The 15679-nt window shown below is 74.8% G+C and carries 13 protein-coding genes and 1 pseudogene; 10 read left to right on the top strand and 4 right to left on the bottom strand.

What is annotated here, in order from left to right; translation table 11 throughout:
- Positions 1-150 precede the first annotated feature (150 nt).
- Positions 151-1341 carry a dephospho-CoA kinase gene (coaE, locus tag LCD31_RS05490; RefSeq protein WP_224956378.1) on the top strand — a complete coding sequence of 397 codons (1191 nt, stop codon included), beginning with the start codon at positions 151-153 and terminating at the stop codon, positions 1339-1341.
- Between the two features lie 207 nt (positions 1342-1548).
- Here coaE and LCD31_RS05485 read toward each other — a convergent pair whose 3' ends face one another.
- The gene (locus LCD31_RS05485; protein WP_224956376.1) at positions 1549-2988 is read right to left on the bottom strand and encodes a PucR family transcriptional regulator; all 1440 of its coding nucleotides are present in this window, start codon (positions 2986-2988) and stop codon (positions 1549-1551) included.
- 117 nt (positions 2989-3105) lie between these two features.
- Between LCD31_RS05485 and gabT the strand changes: the two genes are divergently transcribed.
- Both gabT and LCD31_RS05475 read left to right on the top strand, forming a co-directional pair.
- Positions 3106-4467, top strand: coding sequence for a 4-aminobutyrate--2-oxoglutarate transaminase (gene gabT, locus LCD31_RS05480; protein WP_224956374.1), 1362 nt, complete (start codon positions 3106-3108; stop codon positions 4465-4467).
- Between the two features lie 26 nt (positions 4468-4493).
- On the top strand, positions 4494-5924 hold the full coding sequence (locus LCD31_RS05475; protein ID WP_224956372.1) for an NAD-dependent succinate-semialdehyde dehydrogenase: 1431 nt from the start codon (positions 4494-4496) through the stop codon (positions 5922-5924).
- Positions 5925-6273: 349 nt separating this feature from the next.
- Here LCD31_RS05475 and LCD31_RS05470 read toward each other — a convergent pair whose 3' ends face one another.
- The gene (locus LCD31_RS05470) at positions 6274-7062 is read right to left on the bottom strand and encodes an IclR family transcriptional regulator (RefSeq protein WP_224956370.1); all 789 of its coding nucleotides are present in this window, start codon (positions 7060-7062) and stop codon (positions 6274-6276) included.
- Between the two features lie 144 nt (positions 7063-7206).
- On the opposite strand from LCD31_RS05470, the gene LCD31_RS05465 reads away from it, so the two are divergent.
- The 6 genes from LCD31_RS05465 (at position 7207) to LCD31_RS05440 (ending at position 14104) form a co-directional block, all read left to right on the top strand.
- The gene (locus tag LCD31_RS05465; protein WP_224956368.1) at positions 7207-7740 is read left to right on the top strand and encodes a thioesterase family protein; all 534 of its coding nucleotides are present in this window, start codon (positions 7207-7209) and stop codon (positions 7738-7740) included.
- A gap of 17 nt (positions 7741-7757) precedes the next feature.
- Entirely contained in the window at positions 7758-8918 is a 1161-nt protein-coding gene (locus LCD31_RS05460) for an acyl-CoA dehydrogenase family protein (protein WP_224956367.1), read from the top strand.
- 43 nt (positions 8919-8961) lie between these two features.
- Entirely contained in the window at positions 8962-11040 is a 2079-nt protein-coding gene (locus LCD31_RS05455; protein WP_224956366.1) for an acetate--CoA ligase family protein, read from the top strand.
- A complete protein-coding gene (locus LCD31_RS05450; protein ID WP_224956365.1) occupies positions 11033-11818 on the top strand; it encodes an enoyl-CoA hydratase-related protein in 786 nt (261 codons plus the stop codon). The genes LCD31_RS05455 and LCD31_RS05450 overlap by 8 nt, the downstream gene beginning before the upstream one ends.
- A 176-nt stretch (positions 11819-11994) precedes the next feature.
- Complete coding sequence (locus tag LCD31_RS05445; RefSeq protein ID WP_224956364.1) at positions 11995-12780, top strand: IclR family transcriptional regulator; 786 nt, start codon at positions 11995-11997, stop codon at positions 12778-12780.
- 133 nt (positions 12781-12913) lie between these two features.
- Positions 12914-14104, top strand: a complete 1191-nt coding sequence (locus LCD31_RS05440) for an MFS transporter (RefSeq protein WP_224956363.1) — start codon at positions 12914-12916, stop codon at positions 14102-14104.
- Between the two features lie 145 nt (positions 14105-14249).
- Here LCD31_RS05440 and LCD31_RS05435 read toward each other — a convergent pair whose 3' ends face one another.
- Together LCD31_RS05435 and LCD31_RS29735 are read right to left on the bottom strand one after the other, a co-directional pair.
- Positions 14250-14531, bottom strand: coding sequence for a dihydrodipicolinate synthase family protein (locus LCD31_RS05435; protein WP_224956362.1), 282 nt, complete (start codon positions 14529-14531; stop codon positions 14250-14252).
- Between the two features lie 160 nt (positions 14532-14691).
- A pseudogene (locus tag LCD31_RS29735) lies at positions 14692-14967 on the bottom strand (dihydrodipicolinate synthase family protein); the annotation flags it as partial.
- A gap of 140 nt (positions 14968-15107) precedes the next feature.
- On the opposite strand from LCD31_RS29735, the gene LCD31_RS05425 reads away from it, so the two are divergent.
- Complete coding sequence (locus LCD31_RS05425; RefSeq protein WP_224956359.1) at positions 15108-15362, top strand: cupin domain-containing protein; 255 nt, start codon at positions 15108-15110, stop codon at positions 15360-15362.
- The last annotated feature ends 317 nt before the right edge of the window (positions 15363-15679 follow it).

Raw genomic sequence — 15679 nt, 5'->3', positions numbered from 1 at the left:
CAGCTGTGCGGCGCCGCGCTCCCGCACCCAGGCCAACAGCTCCTCGGTGGAGTGCAGCGCGTCCCGCTCGGCGCGCGCCCCGCCCCCCCCCCCGGGGGGGCGGGGGGGGGGCCCCCCCCCCCACGTCCGGGGGCTGGCAGGATGGGGCGCATGTTGCGCGTGGGCCTCAGCGGCGGGATCGGGTCGGGCAAGTCGACGGTGGCGGCGCGGCTCGTGGAGCTGGGCGCGGTGCTGATCGACGCGGACCGGCTGGCCCGCGAGGTCGTCGAACCGGGCAGCCCGGGGCTGGCGGAACTGGTCGAGCGGTTCGGGCCGCAGATCCGCACCGCGGACGGCGCGCTGGACCGCCCCGCGCTGGCCCGCGTCGCGTTCGCCGACGAGCAGGCCCGCGCCGACCTCAACGCCATCACCCACCCGAAGATCGGCGAGCTCACCGCGCAGCGCATGGCGCAGGCCCCGGCGGACGCGGTCGTGGTGCACGACGTCCCGCTGCTGGTGGAGAACGACTACGCGGCGAACTACCACCTGGTGATCATCGTGGACGCTCCGGAGGAGGAGCGGGTGCGGCGGCTGACCGGGCGCGGCCTCGACGCGGCGGACGCGCGAGCGCGGATCCGCGCGCAGGCCACCGACGAGCAACGCCGGGAGGCCGCCGATGTGTGGCTGGACAACACGGGCCCGGTCGAGGACCTGATCGCCGAGGTGGACCGGCTGTGGTTCGACCGGCTGGTGCCCTACGAGCGCGGGGTGCGTGAACGGCAGCGGCCGCCGCGGAAGCCGCCGGTGCTCGCCGAACCCGACCCGGAGTGGCCGCGCACCGCGCGCCGGCTCGGCGCCCGGGTGCTGCGCGCGGCGGGTGAGGCCGGGCTGCGGATCGACCACGTCGGTTCGACCTCGGTGCCCGGGTTCCCGGCGAAGGACGTCATCGACCTGCAGCTGTCGGTGCGGTCGCTGGCCGAGGCCGATGCGATCGCGGAGGCGCTGGCCGACGCCGGTTTCCCGGCCGACGACGGGATCCAGCGGGACAACCCGCACCCCTTCGACCCGGAGCCGGAGCACTGGCTCAAGCGCTACCACAACTCGGCGGACCCGGGACGTCCGGTGAACCTGCACGTGCGGGTGCACGGCGGGCCGGGTTGGCGGGTGGCGCTGCTGCTGCGGGACTGGTTGCGGGCGGAGCCGGAGGCGCGCGCGGACTACCTGGCCGTGAAGCGCGACCTCGCGGCCCGCCACGACACTCCCGAGGCCTACGCGGCGGCCAAGGAACCGTGGTTCCCCACCGCACTTCCGAAAGCCCAGGAATGGGCGGACCGAACCAACTGGACCCCACCCCAGGACTGAAACCAGATCTTTCTCCTGTCGGCGGCGAAGCCGCTGAGTCGCCGACCACGCACGCAGCAGGACCACCCGCGGGTTCTCAGTTGCTTCCTCGCGAGGACAGCGTTTTCTCATGTGGCGGAGCCACCTGTGAAAACGATCCCGCAGCGAGGGAGCAGCTGAGGTTCCGCCACCCGACCACGACGCGAACCGAGTGAGAAAACCAAAAAGTCACGGTTCCCGGGCGATCACGACCGCGATCCACAGGTCGGCGCGGCCGGCCGCGGTGTCCACGTCGCGGCCGGTGAGCTCCTCGATGCGGGCGATCCGCTTGCGCAGCGTATTGCGGTGGATCCCCAGCTCGTCGGCGGCGGGCTGCCAGTGGCCGAGGTGCGCCAGGTAGGTGTGCAGCGTCCGCAGCAACTCGGGTTCCGCGACGAGGTCGCGCAGGATCGAGGCCGCCAGCGCGCGGGCCGCGTGGTCGGGCAGCCCGGCGCGGACGCTGCCGCGGAACCGCTCGTCCCAGTCGACGACCGCCCGGGCCGCGGCGGCGAGCGCGGTCCGGGCCGCGGCGGCGCTGGTGCGCGCGTCGGCGACGGGGACGGCGGGGCCGACGCCCACCCCGGCGCGCAGACCGGCGAGCAGGTCGGCGACCTCGCGGGCCGCACCGTCGGCCACCAGCAGCGCGATGTTCCCGTCGGCCGGGGCCGTGGTCAGCACCTCCGGGTGCTCGCGGGCCAGGCGCTCGCGGGCCCCGGCGGGGACCCCGGAGGCGCGCAGCACCCGCACGGTCCGCGGCGGCACCGGGCTTCCTTCGAGCAGGGCCGCGACCCCGGCGCCCGCGTCGACCGCCCCGTCCAGCACCAGCGCCGCCGCCTGGTCCCGCAACCGCAGCTCGGCGTCGGCGGCGGCCCGGGATCGTTCGGCGTCGAGGGTCAGCAGCGCGACCGTGGACACCAGCACCGCGCGCAGCACCGCGTCCAGCGGTCCTGGGGCCAACAGCACCAGGAACGGTCCGTCGACGCCGGCACCGAGCGGCTGCACCACGGTGGTGCCCTCGGCGCCGGTCTCGGTGACGGCTCCGGCTCCGCCGCCGGAGCGCAACGTCCCCAGCGCGCGCCGCGCCGCGTCCGGCAGCCGGAACCGGGCCGGGACCAGCGGCGTCCCGGCCGCGTCGACCAGTCCGGCGCTGCCCCGCGCGGCCCGGCCGAGCACACCGAGCACCCGCGCCGGGCCGTCCTTGCGGGAGATCACCCGGGTCAGCTCCTGCTGCACGCGTAGCGCCGACACGGTGGACTCGCGCTCCTGATCCGCGAGCAGCCCGGCGACGGCTTTGCTCACCGCGATGAAGGGCGTCGCCTCCGGCACCACGACCAGGCCGAGCCCCGCCGCGCGCGCCGCCTCGACCAGGGCCCGCGGGACCTCGGCGTGCGAGAGGCCGGTGCCGAACCCGAGCGCCGCCACCCCGGCGCGGTCGATCCGCCGCACGTAGGCCGCCCAGTCCTGGCGCACCAGCCCGGTGGTCAGCAGCAGCTCGCCGCCCTCCAGGTACCGGTCCGGGTCGGTGAGTTCGCTGGTCGTCACCCACCGAAGCGGGCGTTCGGCAGCCGGTTCGACGATCACGCGCAGCGCCAGTTCGGGGATCGCGACGACGTCGTCCAGGCTCAGCACGGTGGCAGTGTTGCACACCCGAGCACGCCTGCCTGTCGGGTTCGCACACTCACCACGGCGCGCCGAGCGGCCTAGCGTCGGAGACGTCCCGTCCCCGCCGCCGCGAAGGAGCCTCGCATGACCGCATCCGCCCCGTCCCCCGAGCTGATCGGCGGTCCCGGTCTCCCCCAGCGGCGCGAGCTGCGCACCGAGGTCCCCGGCCCGCTGTCCCGCGAACTCGCCGCGCGCCGTTCGGCCGCGGTCTCCGCCGGGGTGTCCTCGACGCTGCCGGTCTACGCGGCGGCGGCCGGCGGCGGCGTGCTGGTCGACGTGGACGGCAACTCGTTCGTCGACCTCGGCTCCGGCATCGCGGTCACCACGGTCGGCAACTCGGCGCCGAAGGTGGTCGCGGCCGCGTCCGACCAGCTGGTCCGGTTCACCCACACCTGCGCGATGATCACCCCGTACGAGAGCTACGTGCGGCTCGCCGAGGAACTCGCCGCGATCACCCCGGGCGACCACGAGAAGCGCACCGCGCTGTTCAACACCGGCTCCGAGGCCGTCGAGAACGCGGTGAAGATCGCCCGCTGCGCGACCGGCCGGACCGGGATCGCGGTCGTGGACCACGCCTACCACGGGCGCACGAACCTGACGATGGCGCTGACCGCGAAGAACAAGCCGTACAAGGACGGGTTCGGCCCGTTCGCGGCCGACGTGCACCGCGCCCCCACCTCCTACCCGTTCCGGGACGACGCCGGGCTGTCCGGCGCCGAGGCCGCGAAGCGCACCACCGACTACCTGGAGCGCACCGCCGGAGCCGACCGGCTGGCGGCGCTGGTGATCGAGCCGATCCAGGGCGAGGGCGGTTTCATCGTGCCCGCGCCGGGATTCCTCGCCGAACTGGCCCGCTGGTGCCGCGCGAACGGGATCGTGTTCGTCGCCGACGAGGTGCAGACCGGGGTCGCGCGCACCGGCTCCTGGTTCGCCACCGACCACGAGGACGTCGTCCCGGACCTGATCACCACCGCGAAGGGCCTCGGCGGCGGGCTGCCGATCGCCGCGGTCACCGGCCGGGCGGAGCTGATGGACGCGGTGCCGGCGGGCGGCCTCGGCGGCACCTACGGCGGCAACCCGGTGGCCTGCGCCGCCGCGCTGGCCGCGCTGGAGACGATCCGCGAGGACGGTCTCGTCGCCCGCGCCGCCGCGATCGGCGAGCAGGCGACCGCCCGGCTGCCCGCGCTCGCCGACGCCGACCCGCGGATCGGCGACGTCCGCGGCCGCGGCGCCATGATCGCCGTCGAGTTCGTGCGCCCGGGCGGCACCGAGCCGGACGCGGCGCTGGCGAAGGCCGTCGCCGACCACTGCCACCGCACCGGCGTGCTCGTGCTGACCTGCGGCTCGTTCGGCAATGTGATCCGGCTGCTGCCGCCGCTGACCATCCCCGACGAGCTGCTGCACGACGGGCTGGACGTGCTCGCCGACGCCCTCGCGCAGTCCTGATCCCCTTCCCCCGACGAGGAGTCCCCATGACGCTCTTCCAGCCGTCCCCGCTGTTCATCGGCGGCAAGCCCACCCCCACCGCGGACGAGTTCGCGGTGCACGACCCGGCGACCGGCATCGAGATCGCCCGCGTCTCCGACGCCGACGAGTCGCATGCCGCGGCCGCCGCGGACACCGCCGCCGAGGCGCTGCCCGACTGGGCCGCGACCCCGCCCCGCCGCCGCGCCGAGATCCTCGCGGCGACCCGCGAGCTGATGATCGACCGCGCCGACGAGCTCGCCGAGCTGTTCGTGCGCAAGTCCGGGAAGGCCGCCGCGGACGCCCGCGCGGAGGTCTCGTACGCGGCGGAGTTCTTCCGCTGGTTCGCCGAAGAAGCGGTCCGCCCGGACGGCCGGTTCGAGACCTCCCCCGACGGCCGCTCCACGACGGTGGTCACCGCGCAGCCGGTCGGGGTGGCGCTGCTGATCACGCCGTGGAACTTCCCGGCGGCCATGATCACCCGCAAGGTCGCACCGGCGCTGGCGGCGGGCTGCACCGCGGTGCTCAAGCCCGCCGCGGAGACCCCGCTGACCGCGCTGGCGATCCGCGATCTGCTGGTCGAGGCGGGTGCGCCGCAGGACGTGCTGACCGTGCTGCCGAGCACCCGGGCCGACGCGATCAGCCGGGTGCTGCTGGCGCACGACGCGGTCCGCAAGCTCTCCTTCACCGGCTCCACCGGGGTCGGGCGGCACCTGCTCGGCCTCGCCGCCGGGCGGGTGGTGAACAGCTCGATGGAGCTCGGCGGCAACGCCCCGTTCGTCGTGTGCGCCGACGCCGACATCGACGCCGCCGTGCAGGGCGCGCTGATCGCGAAGCTGCGCAACGCGGGGCAGGCCTGCACGGCCGCCAACCGGTTCCTGGTGCACGAGGACGTCGCCGACGAGTTCGCCGAGTCCTTCGCCGACGCCGTCGCGCGGCTGCGGGTCGGACCGGCCGCCGAGCCGGGCACCGACATCGGCCCGCTGATCGACGACCGCGCGGTGCGCCGCGTCGCCGGGCTCGTCGCCGACGCGGTGGAGCGCGGGGCGCGGATCGTGCGGGAGCCGGTCGAGGTGCCTGCCACCGGTTCGTTCTCCGCGCCGGTGGTGCTGGCCGGGGTGCCGGACGACGCCGCCGTGCTGCACGAGGAGATCTTCGGCCCGGTCGCGCCGATCCGGACCTGGAGCGGCACCGACGAGCTGGTGGCGGTGGCCAACGCGACCGAGTACGGCCTCGCCGGGTACGTCTACGCCGGGGACACCGGCCGGGCGCTGGAGATCGGCCGCCGCGTGCAGTGCGGCATGGTCGGGGTCAACCGCGGTGTCGTCTCGGACCCGTCGGCGCCGTTCGGCGGGATGAAGCAGAGCGGACTCGGCCGCGAGGGCGCGCAGGAGGGGATCCGGGCCTTCCAGGAGACCCAGTTCCTCAGCGTCAGCTGAGGAACTGGCCCGGTTCCGCTCCCGTTGCGTAGGGGGCGGGTGGCGGAACCTCAGCGGTTTCCTCGCTGCGGGATCGATTTCACAGGTGGCTCCGCCACATGAGAAATCGCTGTCCCCGCGAGGAAACCGCTGAGAACCCGCTGCGGTGCCGGTGTCTTGGGTGGTCGGCGGCTCAGCGGCTGCGCCGCTGACAGGACAACGACACGGCCCGCCGGGCAGGTTCAGAGACGGGCAGTCAGCTGCTTCCTCGCTGCGGGGTCGTTTTCACCGGTGGCTTCGCCGCTGACAGGAGAACGACACGACCCGCCTGGGCGGTTGGAAGTGGGTGCGCTTCTGATGCGGGGGCCGGTCAGCCGAGAGCTTCGCCTATTTCGATCGCCGCGTCGCGGACCAGGGCGCCGAGCTCGGTGAAGCGCGCGGCGGGAACGCGGTCCCGCGGCCCCCAGATGCTCACGATCGCGGCCGGGCGGCGCCGTACGTCGAGGACCGGCGCCGACACCCCGCACACGTGCGATTCGAGTTCGCCGTCCGCCCCGCTGTAGCCCTGCTCGCGGATCTCGGCGAGTTCGGCCAGCAGCGCGTCCCGATCGGTGCGGGTGCTCTCGGTGTACTCGGCCAGCGGTGTGTCCAGCAGCGATTCGACCTCCGGCTGCGGCAGCCAGGCCAGCAGCGCCTTGCCCGCGGAGGTGGCGTGGATCGGCACGTGCTGCCCGAGCCAGCGGGCGCTGAGCACCGCCTGCGGTGCCACTTCGTCCACGTAGGTCAGCCCGAGCCGCTGGGCGACCGCGAGGTTCGCCGTCTCCCCCGTCTCACGGCTGAGCCGTTCGAGGGTGCCGTGCGCGCGGCGAACCAGCCCGTCCACGCCGGCGGTCGCCGCCATCCTGCTGATCGCGAACCCGATCGCGTAGCGGTTGTTCACCGGGTCCCGCTCCACTAGCCCGTGGTGTTCGAGGGTGGCCAGCAGCCGCCACGCGGTGGCCCGGTTCAGCCCGCAGTCGGCGGCCAGGTCGGGGGCGGAGCGGCCTTCCGGTGATCCGGCGGAGACCGCGTTGAGCAGGGCCACCGCGCGGTCGAGGGACTGCACCCGTCCGGCCGCCCGGGACTGCTCCTCCTGGGTGTGCGCCGCTTCCACGCTCATGCCCCCACCCTAGTGATCCGCCCGGGCGATCCCGTCGCCGCTCCGATGCCCGCGCCTGCTTTCGGGCGACGGTCCTTGACCGCGCCGCACCCGCCACCCTAGCGTCACACATCGCGAACATCCGACGCACATTGTGAGACGCCGATGGATCGAGTGGTCACCCCCTACGAAGGCTCCGGGTACCGGCCCTGGGACGACGCGGCGCCGGTCCCGGCCCCGCTGCGGCTGCACGAGACGACCGTCGACCCGCGGTGGGTCGACTACAACGGACACCTGAGCGAGTCCTGCTACCTGCTGGTGTTCGGCGATTCCGCCGACGCCTTCTTCCGCTACCTCGGCATCGACGAGCGGTACCGGGCGAGCGGGCGGTCGCTGTACACCGCCGACACCCACCTGCACCACGACCGCGAGGTCGCCGAGGGCGAACCGATCGCGCTGAGCCTCCGGCTGCTGGACCACGACGCGAAGCGGCTGCACCTGTTCCACGAGATGCACCACGCCGGTTCCGGGCTGCTGCTGGCCACCGCCGAGCAGCTGCTCGTGCACGTCGACACCGAGCGCGGCCGCTCCTGCGAGCTGCCCGTCGAACTCCGGGACCGGCTGAGCGCGATCCACCGAGCCCACCAGGACCTCCCGGTCCCCGGCCGCGTCGGGCGGCCGATGGGAATCCGGCGCTGACCAGCGAGGAGCACACCGTGGACTTCGAACTCACCGACGAGCAGCAGGCCATCGTCGAGACCGCCCGGAAGTTCGTCAGCACCGAACTGGTGCCGCACGAGGACGAGGTGGAGCGGCTGGACGAGGTGCCCGCCGAGCTCGCCGCCCGCATCCGCGCCAAGGCCGTCGCATCCGGGCTGTACGCGCCGAACATGCCCGCCGAGCTCGGCGGTGGCGGGCTGGACGCCGTCGGCCTGGCCCTGGTCGAACGCGAACTCGGCCGCACCGGGTACGCGTTGCAGGCGCTGGTGGCGCGGCCCGGCAACATCCTGCAGGCCTGCGCGGGCGAGCAGCGGGAGCGCTACCTGCTGCCCACCATCCGCGGCGAGCGCACCGACTGCCTGGCGATGACCGAACCCGGGGCGGGCTCCGACGTCCGCTCGATGAGCACCCGGGCGGTGCGCGAGGGCGACGAGTACGTGCTCACCGGCACCAAGCACTTCATCAGCCACGCGGACGTCGCCGACTTCGTGGTGCTGTTCGCGAGCACCGGCGTCGAGCGGAGCGAGCGCGGCCCGCGGAACCTGATCACCGCGTTCCTGGTGGACCTGGACACCCCCGGGCTGACGGTGACCCGCGGCTCGGCCTGCGTGTCGCACCGCGGCTACCACCAGTGCGAGCTGGCCTTCGACGGTTGCCGGATCCCGGTGGCGCAGCGCCTCGGCGCCGAAGGGACGGGGTTCGAGCTGATGGGCGAATGGCTCGGCGCGAGCAGGCTCAGCGTCGCCGCGACCAGCGTCGGCCGGGCCCGGCGGGTGCTGGAGATGACCACGTCCTGGGCGGCCGAGCGCGAGCAGTTCGGCCGGAACATCGGGCGCTTCCAGGGGGTGTCGTTCCCGCTCGCCGACATGGCCACCGAGCTGGAGGCCGCGGAACTGCTCACCTTGCGGGCCGCCGCGAAGCTCGACCGGGGCGCGATGTCGGACCGGGACGCGGCGATGGCCAAGCTGTTCTCCACCGAGGCGCTGGCCCGCATCACCGACGGCGCGGTGCAGGTCTTCGGCGGCGCCGGGTTGATGTCCGAGCTGCCCGTCGAGCGCTTCTGGCGCGATGCGCGGGTGGAGCGGATCTGGGACGGCACCAGCGAGATCCAGCGGCACATCATCTCGCGTTCGCTGCTGCGCCCGCTGGGCGGTTGACCTCCCTCCACTGTGGACGTTCCAGCACCGCGAGGAGCTCGACATGACGACCGAGTCCACATCGGACACGACAGGGCGCGGCCTGCACCGCCTGCTGGCGCCCCGGCACGTCGCCGTCTACGGCGGAGCCGCGGCCGCCGCGGCGATCCGGCAGAGCCGCAAGATCGGCTTCGCCGGGCGGATCACGCCGGTGCACCCCCGGCGGGCCGAGATCGACGGGATTCCCTGCGTCCGCAGCACCGCCGAACTCCCGGAAGCACCGGACGCCGCGTTCCTCGCGGTGCCGCCTGCGGCCACCGTGACCACCGTCCGCGAGCTGGCCGCGCGCGGCGCCGGGGGCGTGGTCTGCCACGCCTCGGGATTCGCCGAGCACGACGCCGCCGGGGCCGCGCTGCAGCGGTCCCTGGTGGCGGCGGCGGGCGGGATGCCGCTGATCGGGCCGAACTGCCTGGGCGTGCTCAACTACCTGGACGGCGCGGCGCTGTGGCCGGACGAGCACGGCGGGCACCGGGTGGACCGGGGCGTCGCGGTGATCGCGCAGAGCGGCACCGTCGGGCAGAACCTGACCATGCAGCGCCGTTCCCTGCCGCTCGCGCAGCTCGTCGCGCTCGGCAACGGCGCGGTCACCGGCGTCGCCGAGCTGATCGACGCCGCGCTGGACGATCCGCGGATCACCGCGATCGGGCTGCACCTGGAGGGCGTGGACGACGTCGCCGGGCTGTCCCGCGCCGGGCTCCGCGCGCTGCGCCGCGGCGTGCCGATCGTGGTGCTCAAGACCGGGAGTTCCGCGGCCGGGGCGCGCACGACGTTGAGCCACACCAGTTCGCTGGCCGGTTCGGACGAGCTGTGCGACGCCCTGTTCCGGCGGGTCGGGATGGCGCGGGTGCGGCACGTCAGCACCTTCGTGGAGGCGCTGAAGTTCCTGCACGCCAACGGTCCGCTCCCCGGTCGGCGCATCACTTCGGCGAGCGCCTCCGGCGGTGAGGCCGCGCTGCTCGCGGACCTCGCCGAGCGGGCCGGGCTGGAACTGCCCGAATTCCCCGCCGCGGTGCAGCGCCGGATGCGGACGTTGCTCGGCGAGCGGGTGTCGGTGGCGAACCCGCTCGACTACCACACCTACATCTGGGGCGACCGGGACGCGCAGACCGCCTGCTTCACCGAGCTGTTCCGCGCGGGCGTCGACTGCCACCTGCTGCTGGCCGATTTTCCGCGCGGCGACCGCTGCGAAGAGGCGACCTGGAACATCGCCGTCGAGGCGTTCGGCGCGGCGCACGCCACCGACCCGGGCCCGGCCTGCGTGGTGAGCTCGTTGCCGGAGGGGCTGCCGGAACCGGTGCGGGACCGGTTGCTGGCCACCGGGATCGCGCCGATGCAGGGCACCGCGGACTGCGCGGCGGCGCTGGCCGCGGCCGCGCGCATCGGCGAGGCGCAGCGGAACCCCGATCCGCCCGCACCGCTGGAACCGGTTCCGCAGCTGGGCGGCCGGGACCGACTGCTGGACGAGCCCACCGGCAAGCGCGCGCTCGCCGCCCGCGGCGTGACCGTCCCGGACGGGCGCGTGGTGTCCGAACCGGAAGCCCCGGCAGCGGCCGCCGAACTCGGCTTCCCCGTCGTGGTCAAAGCGGTCTCGGCCGACCTGGCGCACAAGTCCGACGCGGGCGGGGTCCGGCTCGGCCTGACCGACCGGGAGCAGGTGCGCGCGGCGGTGGCGGCGATGTCCGGGCTCGCCGACCGGTTCCTGGTCGAGCGGATGGTCGGCGGCGCCGTCGCCGAGCTGATCGTCGGGGTGCGCCGCGACCCGCGGTTCGGCCCGGCGCTGACCGTCGGCGCCGGTGGCGTGCTGGTCGAGCTGGTGCGCGACGCGGTGACGCTGCTGCTGCCGGTCACCCGGGCGGAGATCCGCACCGCGCTGGCGGAGTTGCGGATCTGGCCGCTGCTGACCGGGTTCCGCGGCCCCGCCGCCGACGTGGACGCGGTGGTGGACGCGGTCGCCGCCATCGCCGAGCACGCCCGCGCCGACCCGCGGCTGCTCGAACTCGACGTGAACCCGCTGCTGGCGCTCCCGCACGGCGCCGTCGCGGTCGACGTGCTGGTACGGGAGGCGAGGAGTTCCGATGACTGACCCGGTGCGCACCGACGTCCACGACGGCGTCCTGACGATCACCCTGGACCGGCCCTCGGCGAATGCCGTCGACGTGCCCACCAGCCGCGCGCTGCACGCGGCGTTCGACCGGCTGCACCGGGACGACGCGCTGCGCGTCGCGGTGCTGACCGGTGGCGGGGACCGCTTCTTCTCCGCGGGCTGGGACCTCAAGGCGGCCGCGGCGGGCGAGCCCGTGGACGCCGACCACGGGCCGGGCGGGTTCGCCGGGCTCACCGAGTTCTTCGCGCTCGACAAGCCGGTGATCGCCGCGGTGAACGGGCTCGCGCTCGGCGGCGGCTTCGAACTCGCGCTGGCCGCCGACCTCGTCGTCGCCGCCGACCACGCCGAGTTCGCGCTGCCCGAGGCGACGCTGGGCATCGTCCCCGATTCCGGCGGCGTGCTGCGCCTCCCGCAACGGCTGCCGCGGGCGATCGCCGCCGAACTGCTGTTCACCGGGCGCCGGATGACCGCGGCCGAAGCCCACCGGTGGGGCTTGGTCAACCGGGTGGTGCCCGCCGCCGGCCTGCTCGCCGAAGCCGACGGGCTCGCGCGCCGGATCTGCGCGGCCGCACCGCTCGCGGTCACCGCCATCAAGGAGATCACCCGCCGAACCGCCGCCCTCGACGTCGAAGCCGGCCAGCGGCTGCTGCGCAGCGACGCGCTCCCGCACTACCGGGCGGTGCTCACCTCCGCGGACGCCGAAGAAGGCCCCCGCGCCTTCGCCGAACGCCGACCACCCCGGTGGACCGGCCGCTGACCCGAGCGCGGCGCGGCCTCGGTGACCTTGAGCTGCTCACCGGGGAGCACGGCGCCACCGAACGGCTCGGGTTGGCGATCATCGGCACCGTCCGACGTCTCGAACTCCGCACGGCATGCGTTGCTGGGGCAGCAACGAGGGTTGCCGCTGTCGCCCCGGGCGGCGAGGATCGTGGCATGAGCGGTGAGAACGCGTCGGCGGTGCACCGGGCGATGGCGATCCTGCAGGCGCTGGGCGAACCGGCATCCGGCGAGGCGGGCGGGCTCGGTGTCGTCGAGATCGCCCGTCGCGTCGGCAAGGAGAAGTCCCAGGTGTCCCGGGCGCTGCGCGCGCTGGAGGAGACGGGGATGGTCGACCGGGATCCGGAGACGCTCGGCTACCGGCTCGGGTGGCGGGTGTTCACGATGGCCGACCAGGCCGGGCACCAGCGGCTGCTCGCCGAGGCACCCCCGGTGCTGCGGCGGCTGCGGACCACGACGAACGAACGCGTCTACCTGACGGTGCCGTCCGGGGAGGCGGCGCTCACCGTGCTGTCCGAGACACCGGCGCGCACCGTGCAGACCACCAACTGGGTGGGGCAGCGCAGCTCGCTGCACCGCAGCGCCACCGGCCGGGCGCTGCTGCTGGACCACCGGGACGACGAGCTCGAAGCCATGTTCGCCGACGCCCCCTTCGACACCGGCGGACCGCGAGCACCGCGTGACGTCGCCGGAGTGATCTCCCGGCTGCACGAGGCGCGCGAGCGCGGCTACGCGGTCTCCCGCGACGAGTTCGAGGAGGGCCTGGTCGCGGCCGCCGCACCGGTCCGCGACTTCCGCGGGCGGATCGTCGCCGCGGTGAACGTGTCCGCACCGACCTTCCGCCTCGCCCGGAACCTGGACCGCGCCGGACGGCTGGTGCGCGACGCCGCCGACCGGATCTCGCGGGCCGTGTCCGGAGCGCCACCGGGCGACCGGGACTGATCGGCGGCCGGGTCCCGGCACGTCCGGCACCCCGACACGTCCGACAGATCGACACATCCGACAGCGGAGCCCACCGCTCCGCCGATGCGGCACGTCCCGAAGCGGCGCGCCGCCCGAACGGGAGCGAATTCGGGTGCCACTGCGCCGAAAACCCGTCCTGCCCGACACGATCGCGCGGCACCGCAGCGCGTTCGCCCTGTCCGCGGAGCACGGGGTCACCGACTTCTACCAAGGCGTGGTGCCCGCGCTGGTGCCGCTGCTGGTCGCGGAGCGCGGCTACGACTACGCCCACGCAGGCGGCGTGGTGCTCGCCGCGACGCTGGTGTCCTCGTTGGCCCAGCCGCTGTTCGGGGTCCTGGCGGATCGCGGACCGGCGCTGGGCCGGGTCCGGGCGGTGGGCTTGCTGCTCGCCGCGGCCGGGGTCGGAGCGGTCGGTTCGACCGCCTCGTACGCGGCGACCTGCGCCGCGCTGGTGCTCTCGGGGATCGGCGTCGCCGCCTACCACCCGGAGGCGGCGAAGGCCGTGCACCGCACCGGAACCGGCGATCGGGGCATGGGGTGGTTCACCTTCGGCGGTCTGGCCGGCTACGCGGCGGGCCCGGTCGCGGCCGGGGCGGTGCTGCTGCCGTTCGGGCTGGCGGCCACGCCGCTGCTGGCGGTGCCCGCGGTCGCCGCGGTCATCGTCGGCCGCTTCCGCGGCCGTTCCCCCGAACCGGGCGGCGAACCGGACGGCGAGTCCGGGGCGCAGGTGGCCGGCCTCAACAGGTGGCGGGAGTTCGGCTGGTTGACGCTGATCATCGTGCTGCGGTCGGTGCTGTTCTACGGGGTGAGCACCTTCCTGGTGCTGTCCGTCGCGGACCGCCTCGGCGCGACGCCGAGCACCGCCTCGCTGGCCCTGGTCCTGTTCTCCGCGGCCGGGGCGGTGTCCACCTTGGCCGGCGGCGGACTGGTCGAGCGGTTCGGGCGGCTCACCGTGCTCCGGGTGAGCCACGTGACCGGCCTGCTGCTGCTCGGCTGCCTGATCACCGCGCCCGCGGTGCCGATCGCGCTGGTGGCCGCGGCCGCGCTCGGGGCGGCGGTGAACCTGCCGCTGCCGGTGCACACCACCCTCGGGCAGCACTACCTGCCGCGGAACCTGGGGGTGGCCGGGGCCGTCACCCTCGGCATCTCGGTCAGCAGCGGCGGGGCGGCGGTGCCCGCGCTGGGCGCGTTCGCCAACGTCCACGGCACCACCGCGGCGCTGGCCGTGCTGCTGCCGCTGCCCGCCCTCGCGACCGCGTTGACCGCGTTCCTCCGCGACCCCGCCGAGCAGGCCGATCAGTGAGGGGCCGCGGTGGGCTCGGACCGCATCCGCCTCCTCGACGGCACCGTCCTATCAGGACTTCATGAGCTCGGCCGGCCCGCACCGCACGGGGGCAACCAGGACGGTGCCGGGCCGGGTGCGCGGAGGCCGCACCCCAGCCCTGTGTTCAGCTCGCGGCGGGGACGTCGGCCGCGGTGATGCCCAGGTCGGACAGCAGGGTGCGGAGCTGTTCGGTGCCCGCCGCGTCCAGCGGTTGCAGCGGCAGCCCCGGCAGCCGCGGCACCCCGGTGTCCACGCCGAGCTCGGCGAACCCGGACTTGACCGCGGTGGGCAGCCCGCGGGCGAGGATGAACTCCAGCAGCGGCAACAACTTCCCAGAGATCTGCCGCGCCCGGCCGAGCTCCCCGTCGGCGACCGCCGGTGCAGGTCCAGGACCTGCCGCGGACACAGCGCGGGCGCCGCCGTGCACCAGCCGGTCGCCCCGGCCGCCAGCGCGAGGAACGCGACCGGGTCGGAACCGTTGAAGAACGCACCTCCCTGCCGCCGAGCTGGGCGATGCGCTGCATGCGGGTGATGTCGCTGGACTCCTTGATGGCGACGACGTTCGGGATCGACTCGACCAGGTCGACGAGGAATTCCGGAGGAAGGTCGATGCCGCTGGTCGCCGGGTTGTTGTAGACCATGATCGGCAGGTCGGTGCTGGCGCCGACCGCGGCGACGTGCGCGCGGACCTCGTCAGGCGCGAGCTCCCAGTAGGACATCGGCAGCACCATCACCATGTCGGCGCCGAGCCGCGCCGCGGTGCGGGCCCGCCCGGTGGTGGCGGCCGTGGTGAGCGCGGAGACCCCCACGACGGCCGGGACGCGCCCGCCCGTGGCGTCGATGCTGGTGGCGGCGACGTCGGCCCATTCGGCGTCGATGAGGTCTGACCAGGCCGTGGTGGAGATCAGCCGCGCCGACGCGCGCGGACGGGGCGCGGCACACCCCGCCGGACAGCTCGCCCTACACCGGACTGGCCACGCGGATGGCGGGCAAGCAGATGCTGCCGTTCGTGCTGCACCCGACGGCGACCTCCGCGCAGTGCACCTTCCGCGAGCACGACGGCGACGAGTTCGTGCTGGTGCTGCGCGGCCGGGTCGAGCTCCGCTTCCCGGACCGCACCGAGGTGCTCGGCACCGGCGACTCGGCGTACTTCCGGGGCGGCCAGCCGCACCACTTCCGCTCGGTCGACGAGGGACCGGCCGAACTCCTCGCCGTCATCGCCGGAACCCCCGGTTAGGTGGCACGCCGTCCGCTCAGATCGCGACCGAGCGGATTTCCCCGCGGCGAGGCGGGAGCATAACTCGTCCACAACGGACTGAGGAGTAGCGGGTCGTCGCGGCCACGACCTCCGACGGCGCGGCGCGAGCAGTGCGCGCCCGCGCGCTTCCCGCACGGGCGGCCCGTCCAGCGCGGTGAGGCGGCCCGGGCTCCCGCGCAGGTGCCGCGCGGAAGCCCGGGCCGGGTCAGCGACCGCGCCCCGGCCGCCGCGGATCCGCCGCGACAGGACGGCGCGGGCGGGCCCGGCGCGGTGGCACGCACCACCGCGCGCGGGCC

The sequence above is a fragment of the Saccharopolyspora sp. 6M genome, assembly GCF_020176775.1.
Lineage (GTDB): Bacteria > Actinomycetota > Actinomycetes > Mycobacteriales > Pseudonocardiaceae > Saccharopolyspora_C > Saccharopolyspora_C gregorii.
Note: the sequence above shows the minus strand (reverse complement) of the source record. Positions and strands in the feature narration are given on the sequence as shown.